This is a genomic window from Vibrio sp. V10_P2A27P122 (genome assembly GCF_963874335.1).
Lineage (GTDB): Bacteria > Pseudomonadota > Gammaproteobacteria > Enterobacterales > Vibrionaceae > Vibrio > Vibrio anguillarum.
In genome coordinates this window covers 1-12,343 of record NZ_CAWNHY010000012.1, presented here as the reverse complement: position 1 = coordinate 12,343, position 12,343 = coordinate 1, and the positions used below count along the sequence as shown (strand labels likewise).

General features: G+C 45.4%; 10 protein-coding genes, 2 tRNA genes, 2 rRNA genes and 1 riboswitch. Of the genes, 2 read left to right on the top strand and 12 right to left on the bottom strand.

Going from position 1 to position 12,343, the window contains the following annotated elements; genetic code table 11:
- Positions 1–47: 47 nt before the first annotated feature.
- Complete coding sequence (locus tag AACQ17_RS00905) at positions 48–1,247, bottom strand: multidrug effflux MFS transporter (protein WP_010319414.1); 1,200 nt, start codon at positions 1,245–1,247, stop codon at positions 48–50.
- Positions 1,248–1,363: 116 nt separating this feature from the next.
- Between AACQ17_RS00905 and AACQ17_RS00900 the strand changes: the two genes are divergently transcribed.
- Both AACQ17_RS00900 and AACQ17_RS00895 read left to right on the top strand, forming a co-directional pair.
- Positions 1,364–2,305 carry a LysR family transcriptional regulator gene (locus AACQ17_RS00900; protein ID WP_026027502.1) on the top strand — a complete coding sequence of 314 codons (942 nt, stop codon included), beginning with the start codon at positions 1,364–1,366 and terminating at the stop codon, positions 2,303–2,305.
- A gap of 158 nt (positions 2,306–2,463) precedes the next feature.
- Positions 2,464–4,254 carry an aminopeptidase P family protein gene (locus tag AACQ17_RS00895; protein WP_166537956.1) on the top strand — a complete coding sequence of 597 codons (1,791 nt, stop codon included), beginning with the start codon at positions 2,464–2,466 and terminating at the stop codon, positions 4,252–4,254.
- 194 nt (positions 4,255–4,448) lie between these two features.
- On the opposite strand, the gene thiH is transcribed toward AACQ17_RS00895, so the two are convergent.
- From thiH to AACQ17_RS00840, 11 genes are all read right to left on the bottom strand, one after another.
- A complete protein-coding gene (thiH, locus tag AACQ17_RS00890) occupies positions 4,449–5,561 on the bottom strand; it encodes a 2-iminoacetate synthase ThiH (protein ID WP_094147302.1) in 1,113 nt (370 codons plus the stop codon).
- Positions 5,562–5,563: 2 nt separating this feature from the next.
- Complete coding sequence (locus tag AACQ17_RS00885) at positions 5,564–6,328, bottom strand: thiazole synthase (RefSeq protein WP_094147301.1); 765 nt, start codon at positions 6,326–6,328, stop codon at positions 5,564–5,566.
- Positions 6,329–6,538 (bottom strand): sulfur carrier protein ThiS, encoded by a 210-nt coding sequence (thiS, locus tag AACQ17_RS00880; protein ID WP_010319419.1) that lies wholly within the window; start codon positions 6,536–6,538, stop codon positions 6,329–6,331.
- Positions 6,526–7,314 (bottom strand): HesA/MoeB/ThiF family protein, encoded by a 789-nt coding sequence (locus tag AACQ17_RS00875; RefSeq protein WP_094147300.1) that lies wholly within the window; start codon positions 7,312–7,314, stop codon positions 6,526–6,528. Before AACQ17_RS00875 ends, thiS begins: the two co-directional genes overlap by 13 nt.
- The gene (thiE, locus tag AACQ17_RS00870) at positions 7,304–8,599 is read right to left on the bottom strand and encodes a thiamine phosphate synthase (protein WP_094147299.1); all 1,296 of its coding nucleotides are present in this window, start codon (positions 8,597–8,599) and stop codon (positions 7,304–7,306) included. Before thiE ends, AACQ17_RS00875 begins: the two co-directional genes overlap by 11 nt.
- Positions 8,600–8,603: 4 nt before the next feature.
- On the bottom strand, positions 8,604–10,553 hold the full coding sequence (gene thiC, locus AACQ17_RS00865; protein WP_094147298.1) for a phosphomethylpyrimidine synthase ThiC: 1,950 nt from the start codon (positions 10,551–10,553) through the stop codon (positions 8,604–8,606).
- 108 nt (positions 10,554–10,661) lie between these two features.
- Positions 10,662–10,760: riboswitch (TPP riboswitch) on the bottom strand.
- A 52-nt stretch (positions 10,761–10,812) separates the two neighbouring features.
- Positions 10,813–11,196, bottom strand: a complete 384-nt coding sequence (crcB, locus tag AACQ17_RS00860) for a fluoride efflux transporter CrcB (RefSeq protein ID WP_013855606.1) — start codon at positions 11,194–11,196, stop codon at positions 10,813–10,815.
- Between the two features lie 367 nt (positions 11,197–11,563).
- A tRNA-Trp gene (locus AACQ17_RS00855) sits at positions 11,564–11,640 on the bottom strand.
- 59 nt (positions 11,641–11,699) lie between these two features.
- Positions 11,700–11,776: transfer RNA gene (locus AACQ17_RS00850), tRNA-Asp, on the bottom strand.
- Between the two features lie 29 nt (positions 11,777–11,805).
- Positions 11,806–11,921, bottom strand: a 5S ribosomal RNA gene (gene rrf / locus AACQ17_RS00845).
- An 87-nt stretch (positions 11,922–12,008) separates the two neighbouring features.
- A 23S ribosomal RNA gene (locus tag AACQ17_RS00840) occupies positions 12,009–12,343 on the bottom strand; the annotation flags it as partial.

Here is a 12,343-nt window from a genome sequence, read left to right as displayed (position 1 = left end):
AAATATACACCCGTTAAAAAGAATATAAAACAGCAGGTGACAATTTATTAATTCACCACTAATTGATGCCAATAACGCCCTGCTTTAGAAAACAGGATAAACAACGCTGGCGCAATCAGCCACATTTGCAGTGCAATTAATATCTGAGGTTCTAACCCAACACGCTGCATGGTGCCAACTAACAGGCCAGCACCACTCATCTGAAACAAACCAAGCAGTGCTGCGGCGGTTCCCGCACGGTCACCAAATGGCGCCAGTGCTTTTCCTGCGGCCGCTCCCAGAATCCAAGCAAAACCGATTGATGACATAAAAATGGGCAGCATAAAGGCAATCGCCGTTTTCTGTTGTGCCAGCGCGACCATGGTAGTCCCCGCAACCAATAACGTGCCAATTCCAACCACCAGCGCCATATGGGTACCAAACCTATCCATAAATTTCGGCGCACTTAGGCAGGCAACGATATTAATGATGGCATTGAGTCCAAACCAGAAAGTAAATTCATTCATGGTCAATCCATAACCTTCCATTAATACCACTGGGGCAGAAGTGACATAGGCTAAAATAACCGCCATCGCTAACATACATAATGAAGCATGGAAGAGAAAAGATGGTGTTTTCAATACGGACCAGTAACGCGATAACTTAAAGAACGCTTGCTGTTCGGTGGCTTGTGGGTTGGTTTCTTTCATACCAATCACCATCATTAAACCCGCGACCACGGCAAAACCGGCCATAAAGCTGAAGTTACTGCGCCAGCCAAATTGCTGAGTTAACCAACTACCAAGGATTGGCGCTAATGCAGGAATAAAACAGATTGCACCATTTAAGTAGCTGATCATTTTGCCGCTACGTTGTGGGCCAAAAATATCGCGAACTGTTGCAAAAGCCGCTACCGATGTCGCGCACGCACCGAAGCCTTGTAGTAGCCGAGCCATCAGCATCCATTCAATACTTTGAGCGGCCCACGCCAAGCAAGCACTCAATGCATAAATACTGATCCCTCCTAATGCAACAGTTCGACGACCGAGTTTGTCCGCTAGCGGGCCAGCAAAGAGTTGACCGACTCCCATAGCAAACAGAAACCAAGTAATCGTATCTTGTGCATAAGCGTGTTCCACGTGAAACGTTTGAGAAATTTGCGGTAAAGCTGGTAGATAAATATCAATCGCTAACGGGCTAAACAGAACCAACAAAATCAGTAATGCCAATTGACGCTTGCTATGCGCGTCAGAGGTTATTTGCTTCACGAAACACTCCAGTAATGAGAAAGAACACACTTTTACAACTCGGCTATAATAGAGCAATGATGATATGAATAGAAATGGCTTATACTCATCACAATTATTCCCAAATGGAAATACAGATGAATATAGAAAAATTAGCCAGAATCGATCTTAATTTGCTTGTTTGTCTGTCCGTACTGCTAGAAGAACTGAACGTAACGCGCGCCGCCCATCGCCTCTGTTTGAGTCAATCTGCCGTCAGTAAATCGCTTGCCAAGCTTCGTCAGCAGTTTAATGACCCGTTGTTTATTCGTAATTCACATGGCTTAAAGGCAACGCCACAAGCGCTCTATCTCAAACCCAAACTAGACACTCTCATCAATCAGCTCGAGCTACTTACTCAACCACAACAATTTTCACCACAAAGCAGTGAATACCGTTTTCATATTGCGGCAGTAGAAAGCGTCTACCCATTAATTCTCCCTCATTTTTTGCCCGCTATTTTCAGCCAAGGTCCAAACCTCAACATCAACACTCACTCATGGAACGATCAAACCTTTAAGAAATTGCAGCTTGGTGAGTTGGATTTAGGCATTACCGGCAAGGACATTGATATCAATGATGCCAAATTAACAATGCTGCCACCCAGTGATATCTGTGAGCAAGAGATCTATCGAGATAGCCAAATGTGCGTGGTACGTAAAGACCACCCAGCATTACGAGACAATTGGACGTTAGAGCGCTATTTATCGCTACGTCACGTACAAGTGCGCTGCGATGGTAATGATCGCTGGCTACTCGACTATCGCTTGGCGGATATCGGCCGAGAAAGGGACATCGCAATTACAGTACCGGATTTCAATAGTGCCGCCAGCCTTTGTACTTATACTGATTTTATCTTTACCGCGCCGAGCCACTTCACCCACCTAGTAGCCAAGCAGATGGATCTCGTCGTGTTGCCATTACCGATGGAGTTTCCACCTATGGCTTATACGTTATTTTGGCACAGAGACAGAGAAAGTGACCCCGCATTGAGCTGGTTAAGGCAGATGATCCAAACCAAAACACTGCATCTCAGGTGAAGCTGCGGTTTGCGCCAGTTCGATAAAAAGAGTAGTTTATTGAAGCTCGTCCCCATCGCCACAACCCCATAGACACAATAATAAAGTCAGGGTTTGCTATGGATTTGCACAGTTCCCTACACCTACAACGGACGGTTATGAGAAAGGATATAACACAGATGCATGATTCAATCGCACAACGCGTATCAGCCTTACGTGGCTGGCTCACACAGCAAGGGCTTGATGCCATCATCATTCCACACGAAGATGAATATCTCGGGGAATATGTACCGCAACACAACGAACGCCTGCATTGGTTAACTGGTTTTACTGGCTCGGCAGGCGCGGCTGTGGTCACCCACGATAGCGCGGCTATTTTTGTGGATGGCCGCTATACCGTGCAAGTTCGTAAACAAGTGCCAGAGGCAACCTTTGAGTACCGTCACTTGATTGAAGAGCCCGTTCTCGATTGGCTCCAAAGCGCATTGGTCTCAGGTAGTAAAGTGGGATTTGATCCGCGCATGCATCGAGCAAGCTGGCTTAAAACGGCACAGGCAAAATTGTCTGATGAGTTACAGCTTATTGCCGTCGGCAATAATCCAATCGATGAGTTATGGAAAGACCGTCCTAGCGCTGCAATTTCAGCAGTGCGCTTGATGGGTAATGAACTCGTCGGTATCAGTAGCCATGATAAGCGTGAGCAAATAGCCCATCAGCTGAGTAAGAAAAAGATTGATGCGGCGGTACTGACAGAACTTGATTCCATCTGCTGGCTGCTAAATATCCGTGGCCTTGATGTTTCCCGATTACCAGTATTACTTTCCCATGCCATTATTTATGCTGACTCCAGCGTCGATTTCTTCCTTGACCCTGCTCGTCTTCCTGCGGAATTTGACAAGCATGTCGGTGGCGGCGTTCGCGTTCACCATCCAGATCAATTAGAAAAGCAGCTTAACTTACTCGCAGGTAAAAAGGTGATGATCGATCCTGCTACCAGTAATGCATGGTTTACGCTGACTTTACAAAATTCCGCTGCTGAAATCATTAATGACGCCGATCCGTGCTTACTGCTAAAAGCGGCAAAAAATGCAACCGAAGTCTCTGGAATGAAAGCGTGCCACGTGCGTGATGGTGTGGCGATGACGAAATTTCTTGCTTGGTTGGATAATGAAGTGGCTAGCCAAAGACTGCACGACGAAGGCTATTTATCTGACCGCTTACAAGCATTTAGAGAGGAAGACCCAACTCTAGCCGATCTTAGTTTTGATACTATTTCAGCGGCAGGCAGTAATGCAGCTATGTGCCATTACAACCACATCAACCAAGTAAAACCAGGACAATTAGCCCAAGACTCACTTTATCTTGTCGATTCTGGCGGCCAATATTGTGACGGTACGACTGACATTACGCGTACCATTGCTATTGGTAACCCCAGTGAAGAGATGAAAAAACAGTTCACTTTAGTGCTTAAAGGTCATATTGCACTAGCCAGAGCACGCTTTCCAAAAGGCACTTGTGGTCATCAGCTTGATGTACTTGCCCGTCAGCACCTATGGGCTAATGGCTTCGATTATGATCATGGCACTGGTCATGGAGTCGGCCACTTTTTGAGTGTCCATGAAGGGCCACAACGCATCAGCAAAGTTTTCAACAACGTCGCACTGCTTCCGGGTATGGTACTGTCGAACGAGCCCGGTTATTACCGTGCCGATGCGTTTGGCATTCGTATAGAAAACTTAGAACTGGTGGTCGAAGTTGAAACACAAGGTGATTTCTCTGTGTTGGGGTTTGAGTCACTCACGCGTTGCCCGATTGATAAGCGCGCGATCAACATCAATATGTTAACTCGACCAGAGCTAACATGGTTAAATGACTACCATCAAAAAGTATGGGATCAAGTTGGTCCACTCGTTGAGGGTGATAACAAAGCGTGGTTGCGCCAAGCGACACTGCCTATTGAGCATGATTAAACTTCAACATGATAAAACAAATGCGCTGTAGGTAGTCTCTGTGTAGTAACTTAACCTAGAAAGATGAAAGGCGATCTCGGGTCGCCTTTACTTTAACTTATGATTATCTTAACTCGAATTCACCTTATTAGCCAAATCACCATACTTTAATGAATGCATCCATATGTTTCACGTGAAACGTGCAAGCCATGACCTCATCCAGAATAGGCAGCATGCCAATCTCGCCACACAACTTCAAAGCCTTGCCCTTTAACAGCGGCGGCAACTTGTGCAGCTGTACGTTCATCGCTAATCACAAATTGCTCAAGCTCGGCCTCTTGCATTGCATAACCTCCAGGCTGTGTTTTTGATCCCGCCGATATGCTGGTGATCCCCAGTGGAATGAGCTTATCCCTAAAGTGCGCCGATTCACGGGTAGAAAGCGAGAGTTCCACTTCTGAATTGAGCAAACGAAATGCACAGATGAGCTGAACCAGCTGCTTGTCAGACATAACCGATTTAGGTTGCAGGCCTCCTTCACAAGGTCGCAAGCGAGGAAACGAAATCGAATAGCGCGTCTTCCAATATCTCTTTTCAAGATAATCCAGGTGAGCGGCCACGTAAAAACAATCGGCCCGCCAATCTTCCAAACCAATCAAAGCGCCAAGACCAATCTTATCAATCCCTGCCCGAGCAAGTCGGTCCGGTGTTTCTAGGCGAAAGTTAAAATCCATTTTGTTGCCTCGCAAATGATGTAAAGCGTAAGTCGATGGATGATAAGTCTCTTGATATACCATTACCGCATCTAAACCTAAGCTCTTTAGCTCCGCATAGTGCGCTTGCTGAAGCGGTTGAACCTCCATAGCAACATAGCTGACTTCACGCTTTATCAACGGCAGTATCTGCCGGAAATAGTTCATACCTACTTTGGTTTCATGCTCACCAGTGACCAGCAACACATTATCAAACTGCATCTGCTTGATAACCGCCAATTCACGTTCAACTTCATGCAAACTTAATGTACGCCGCTTGATGTGATTCTCCATCGAAAATCCACAATAAGTGCACGCATTGGCACACAAATTTGAAAGATAAAGCGGGATATAAAAAGAAAGAGTATTGCCAAAGCGTTGCCTCGTCAGTGAGTAAGAAAGTTGCGCTAACTGCTCGATATAAGGCTCAGCAGCAGGAGAGATTAATGCCTTGAAATCCTCCAAATCGCGCTTCTCTTTATGCAATGCTCGCTCGACATCTGACGCTGTTTTGGAACGGATTGATAACGCAATATCGTCCCAATCGAGTTGTTTGAAACGTTCTAAAAAGCTCATCGCTATTGATCCAAAAATGCAGTTAGAGGGCTGGATGCGATAGCATGATGAACCTGAGTTGCAAGCCCAGCCTCATAAGCCATTCGACCCGACTCCACCGCCAACTTAAATGCCAACGCCATTTGTATCGGATCGCGCGCGGCCGCAATTGCGGTGTTAACTAAGACAGCATCCGCGCCCAATTCCATCGCAAAAGCCGCATGCGAAGGCGCGCCAATACCGGCATCAATAATCACGGGTACACGAGCTTGGCTGATGATGATTTCTAAAAAATCTCGTGAGACCAGCCCCTTATTCGATCCAATTGGCGCACCTAATGGCATTACGGCCGCGCACCCCACTTCCTCTAAACGCTTACAGAGTACAGGGTCAGCATGACAATAAGGTAATACGATAAATCCATCTTTCACTAATTGTTCCGCTGCCCTTAACGTTTCGATAGGGTCAGGCATCAGATACTTAGGATCGGGATGAATTTCTAGCTTCAGCCACGATGTCGATAACGCTTCACGCGCTAAATGGGCAGCAAAAATCGCATCATTCGCATTTTTCGCACCCGATGTGTTGGGTAAGAGATTGACGCCTGACTCGATAAGTGGCGCTAAAATATCATCATTTAATTGGTTAAGATCGACTCGCTTTAATGCCATCGTCGCCATTTGTGAACCAGATATGGCAATAGCTTTTGTCATTAACTCTCGGTTGGCAAATTTCCCCGTACCAGTGAACAGGCGAGATTCAAACTGTTTATTCGCTATCGTTAACATTTAGCCTCCTGCAATGGCTTGAAACAGCGATATTTGGTCGCCTTCACTTAATAGGGTCGTTGACCACGCACTACGTGGCACCACGCTCTGATTCAGGGCAAACACGCAACCGGTAATCGTGATCGAAAGCAGTTTGGTGAGATCCGCAATACTGGTTCCCGCTGAAACTTGATGAAACTGCTGATTAATCTTGATGGTTATATCTGACATGTGGCTTCTCCCTTCATCTGATCAGCTTGTGGGTACCCGCACACCTCGCACTGAGGATCTTTAACAACATTTAAGGTTTGGAATTGAAACAAATGAGCATCAAACAGTGTCAGTTGGTTAGCATTACGTATCGTCTGTCGAGTCAATATCATGATGGCTTGTAAAGCTTGCAGGGTTCCGATGATTCCGACGACAGGCCCCAGAATACCGAATTCATTACAACGCTGCACGGCAGGCAGTTCGCTATCAGGCACTAAACAGTGATAACAAGGTGACAACGGCAGTTGATCAAAAACAATGACTTGCCCCTTCCATCCAATAGCCGAACCTGAAATCAATGGCTTAATTAGTTTACGGCACAACTGGTTAATTTGCTGACGACTGTGGATGTTATCCGTGCAGTCAAGAACGACATCAGCATTAAGCACTTCCAGTTCGAGCTGAGTACCAATAAGGCGTTTAGATATCGCTCTTACTCTGCAATCAAGGTTGATGGCTTTAATTTGCTCTGCCATCGCATCGACTTTGGTTTGACCAATTTGCCTCTCTCGGTAGATCACCTGCCGAGGTAAGTTGCTGCTTTCAACTCGGTCATCATCCACTATTACCAGTTGTCCAATACCAGCACTCGCCAAATACAAAACGGCCGCAGACCCTAAACCACCACAACCAATAACCAGCACTCGGCTATCAAGTAAAGATTGCTGTCCATTCTCACCTATTTCAGGGAGCGCAAGTTGCCTTTGATAACGGATAAATTGCGCATCAGAAAGCATAATCACATACCTCCTCAGCACTACTTGGTAATCGGTTTTGTATGATTCGATTGAAACTATCAATGACCAACTGAGGTGATTTTGCTTCTGTCACTGCACGTACAACGGCCAAGCCTGATACATCGCACTGCCAAACTTGCAATGCGTTCTCTAGGTTAATTCCGCCAATTGCAACTGTGGGTATTTTTGCACTTACAACTTCATCTGAGTTGGCGGCACAACTTAAACTCTCAATTAGCTGCTGGTAAAGTTTCAACCTAACAAGCCCCTGTGGCTTAGAGGGCATAATTTTGGTGGTGGTTGGGAATATGTGACCCAAAGCGATATAGCTGAGATTTAGTGAAGCGATGTTCAGAATCTCATAATAGCCGTGAGTTGAAATGCCTAAACAGATCCCAGCTTGAGCAATTTGTGCTAAATCTGCATTGGTGAGATCTTCTTGTCCAAGATGAATGCCAAAAGCACCATGCTTTATCGCAAGCTGCCAATGATCATTAATGAAAACCTGTGCTTGATAGGCTTGTCCAAGCTCAATAGCGGCGATAATTTGTGATTCGAGATCAGGATGTGTTGAATCTTTTATTCGCAGTTGGATTGTCTTTACACCAAACTTCAATAACCGCTCGACCCACTCAGCGCTATCCACAACAGGATAAAGGCCAATATTTTTGTCTATCTTTGGAAAACAGATATGATTTTGTTTATCGTCAGCAAAGATGCCAGCTACTGAATGTTGTAACTGAGGAAAATATCGGCTATCCGTTGGCCATGTTTCACGTGAAACACTCATTGCCGCGCGAGCAACCACTAAAGCATCCTCTAGTGGAAAGTCGAGACACAACAATGATAGAACCCAAGCAAAGTGCTCACTCTTTGCATCAGCAGCATGAGCATTCGTAGAGTATCTTATACTACGCAGCTCTTCTCCGTGATACCACTCATCAACATAGTCGTGTGAGTCAGCAGCTGTAAGCCCTATCTTGACCAAACAAGTTTCTCGTTTCTGGGAGTGCTCAAATGGCATTTGAGCGCAAAAATTGACTTGGTATTGCAAGAATAAATTGGGCTTATCAGTTAAAACACTTAGCGCATCTTCGCACGAGGCTAAGTAATCGCTGCCAATCAAAGATGAGTATGAAGGCGTTACTAATTGACAATATAAAGTTGGGCTGGCACCCAAAAAAATATCATCGATATCAAAACCATGATGCTTGGCCAATAGCAAAACCTGTTGTACTTGAGCAGTCAACGCAATGTCATCACGGGGGATAAGTAATTGAATCATCTAATTACTCCTCGCTAACGACTAACCGTTGACTAACAGCAGGATGATAAAGCTCTGATCCTGAGGCTTTAAACTCTTGCGATTTCTGTCTCATGCCTTGTAACGGGTCATCTAGCAGCGTAACGGAAATGAGCGCATCAGCAGCAACTTGCTTGGTATCTAGCGCATACTCTCGAACCTCTTGAGAAATTTTCATCGAGCAGAATTTCGGCCCGCACATAGAGCAAAAATGCGCAACTTTACCAGACTCTTGCGGAAGAGTTTCATCGTGAAAAGCACGCGCCGTAACTGGGTCTAATGCAAGATTGAATTGGTCTTCCCAACGAAACTCAAAACGTGCTTTCGATAAAGCATTATCGCGCACTTGTGCTCCCGGGTGCCCTTTCGCAAGGTCTGCAGCATGTGCTGCCAATTTATAAGTAATTAAACCCGTTTTAACATCTTCTTTGTTTGGTAAACCAAGGTGCTCTTTCGGTGTTACATAGCAAAGCATCGCGCAACCATACCAACCAATCATCGCAGCGCCAATACCGGAAGTGATGTGATCATATCCCGGAGCAATATCGGTAGTTAATGGGCCCAAGGTATAGAATGGCGCTTCATGGCAATGCTTTAATTGCTCATCCATATTCTCTTTAATCAAATGCATGGGGATATGGCCAGGGCCTTCAATAATGACCTGTACATCATATTCCCACGCTATTTTGGTCAACTCACCTAAAGTGCGCAGCTCTGCAAATTGTGCTTCATCGTTAGCATCAGCAATGGATCCTGGCCGTAGTCCATCCCCTAAGGAAAGGGCGACGTCATACTTGGCGCAAATTTCACAAATTTCACGGAAATGAGTGTAAAGAAAACTCTCAGTATGATGGGCTAAACACCATTTAGCGATAATAGAGCCGCCACGCGAAACGATGCCAGTAACACGTTTCGCGGTCATTGGCACATAACGAAGCAACAAACCAGCATGAATTGTAAAGTAATCAACACCTTGCTCCGCTTGTTCAAGTAAGGTATCGCGCATTACTTCCCATGATAAATCCTCCGCAATACCATTTACTTTTTCCAATGCTTGATACATAGGCACAGTGCCAATCGGTACGGGGCTATTACGCAAAATCCATTCTCGAGTTTCGTGAATATTGCGACCAGTAGAAAGATCCATCACGGTATCCCCACCCCAGCGGGTTGCCCATACCAATTTTTCAACTTCTTCTTCAATTGATGAAGAGACAGATGAGTTACCGATATTCGCATTCACTTTGACGAGAAAATTACGACCAATGATCATCGGCTCTGATTCAGGATGGTTAATATTCGACGGGATAATGGCTCGTCCTTCAGCAACTTCACGACGCACAAACTCAGGAGTTATTTGCTTTGGTAGATTAGCCCCCAAATGAATCCCTGCATGTTGTTGGCTTAGCTGTGCATCCATACACTCTCCACGTCGCGTATTTTCGCGAATGGCAATGTATTCCATTTCGGGTGTGATAACACCTTGCCGCGCATAATGAAGTTGAGTAACGCACTTCCCTTTCTTTGCTCGGCGTATGGCTGGCAAGTTCCCATAACGTAGTTCGTCCAATGTATCATCAGATAAACGTTCTTTAGTGTAAGCAGAACTGACCTCATCAAGCCACTCGGTATCATCCCGATCAGCGATCCATTTATCCCTTAATTTAGGCAAACCCTGATATAAGTCGATAGTATGAGATGGGTCGGTATAGACACCTGAAGTGTCATAAACGCATATAGATTCATTCGGTTGATAAATCGGTGAGGACTTTGTGCCTCCGACCAAGCTGTCAGCTAGTTTAATCTCACGCATTGGCACGCGGATATCCGAACGTGAACCAGTAATATAGATTTTAGAGGAATTTGGGTAGGGTTCGACAGACAATGTGTCAATGAATTGTTTGGCTTCCAGTCTCGCTTGTTTGCGACTCGGCATAGCATCTTCCTTTTTGTACTAGGGATAAATGCTTGACGGATTAATGCACAAGAGTTGATCAAAATAGAGTTTTGATCTTAAGGATATAACGCTAGATAGATCACTAGCAGGTCATATTCTCTTGTTCCCTTCGCAGGTATTAGCCTGATCAGGTTCAACGGATCCCGAAAATACGGTCTCAGCCTTATGGCACTCCGACAAGTTGAGTCACGATTATAGGGAAAGACTATCCATTAACCAAGATGAAATTGTAATTTCGTTAACTTCTCATCAACAACTGGAAACCTATCCAAGCCGCTGAGATACTTAGCACCACGTTTAATAAGACATTAACACCCATTTTCAGAAAGGCTCCTTGCTGCATCAGCAATACATTATCCATAGAGAATGTAGAAAATGTGGTTAATGCACCCAAGAAACCCAAACCAATAATCTGGCGCCATGGCTCAGTTGCAAGTAATTCACTCTCAAAAGCAGCGATCAATAATCCCATAATAAATGAGCCGACAACGTTAACGGTGAGCGTTCCATAAGGAAACCCGCGTCCTAACAAGAACACACATAGCTCGGTAACTAGATAACGTGCACATGCGCCAAATGCGCCACCTAATGCAATAAAACCTAAAATAGACAGCTGTCCCATAACGAATTCCTAAAAGTAACCGTCGTTATTTTAACCGCTAAGCATAATAAATCGAACCTAATTACTAAAATAATCAAGGAAAGTTATGCTGATAATCTAGTGCTTTTAAAAAGTTACATCCATCACTTACTGAGTAAATGGATAAGCTAAACCGCTCTTAATGCCAATTGAAGTAACAATATGATCTAATCAAGGCTATTTCACGCTCGGGATCGCTTTCTTGGATACAGCTTGAGTACAGAGAGCTGGCCACAAAAATGTGCCGAAGGGATGAGGTAAACGGAATTAGTTAATTTTTCGGATTACTATCATAGAGGAAGTGAACAGATAGCAAAAAGCCTCAGCATTTCTGCGGAGGCTTGATAGATGGCAGGGGTGGAGAGATTCGAACTCCCAACACGCGGATTTGGAATCCGCTGCTCTGCCAGTTGGAGCTACACCCCTAAAACTTTATCTTACTCATTGAAGAAAGCCTCAACGTGACTGCTGAGGCTCTTAATAAGTGGCGGAGCGGACGGGACTCGAACCCGCGACCCCCGGCGTGACAGGCCGGTATTCTAACCAACTGAACTACCGCTCCGCAGCGTGTCTGGTTAGACAATATTCAAAGCCTGGCGATGTCCTACTCTCACATGGGGAGACCCCACACTACCATCGGCGCTGTTGTGTTTCACTTCTGAGTTCGGCATGGAATCAGGTGGGTCCACAACGCTATGGTCGCCAAGCAAATTTCTTAATTCGGAAAGCTGTTTCGTTCTCATTCACACATTCAATGTTCTTCAATTGAGCCCACAAAACCCCTTCGGTGTTGTATGGTTAAGCCTCACGGGCAATTAGTATTGGTTAGCTCAACGCCTCGCAGCGCTTACACACCCAACCTATCAACGTTCTAGTCTCGAACAACCCTTTAGGACACTTAAAGTGCCAGGGAAGACTCATCTCAGGGCTCGCTTCGCGCTTAGATGCTTTCAGCGCTTATCAATTCCGAACTTAGCTACCGGGCAATGCCATTGGCATGACAACCCGAACACCAGCGGTTCGTCCACTCCGGTCCTCTCGTACTAGGAGCAGCCCCCTTCAATCTTCCAACGCCCACGGCAGATAGGGACCGAACTGTCTCACGACGTTCTAAACCCAGCTCGCGTAC

Coding starts and splice junctions, on each gene's coding strand:
- AACQ17_RS00900 (WP_026027502.1), top strand. CDS start 1,364: ATGAATATAGAAAAATTAGCCAGAATCGATCTTAATTTGCTTGTTTGT.
- thiS (WP_010319419.1), bottom strand. CDS start 6,538: ATGTCAGATATAACCATCAAGATTAATCAGCAGTTTCATCAAGTTTCA.
- AACQ17_RS00875 (WP_094147300.1), bottom strand. CDS start 7,314: ATGCTTTCTGATGCGCAATTTATCCGTTATCAAAGGCAACTTGCGCTC.
- thiH (WP_094147302.1), bottom strand. CDS start 5,561: ATGAGCTTTTTAGAACGTTTCAAACAACTCGATTGGGACGATATTGCG.
- AACQ17_RS00885 (WP_094147301.1), bottom strand. CDS start 6,328: ATGTTAACGATAGCGAATAAACAGTTTGAATCTCGCCTGTTCACTGGT.
- crcB (WP_013855606.1), bottom strand. CDS start 11,196: ATGGGACAGCTGTCTATTTTAGGTTTTATTGCATTAGGTGGCGCATTT.
- thiE (WP_094147299.1), bottom strand. CDS start 8,599: ATGATTCAATTACTTATCCCCCGTGATGACATTGCGTTGACTGCTCAA.
- AACQ17_RS00895 (WP_166537956.1), top strand. CDS start 2,464: ATGCATGATTCAATCGCACAACGCGTATCAGCCTTACGTGGCTGGCTC.
- thiC (WP_094147298.1), bottom strand. CDS start 10,553: ATGCCGAGTCGCAAACAAGCGAGACTGGAAGCCAAACAATTCATTGAC.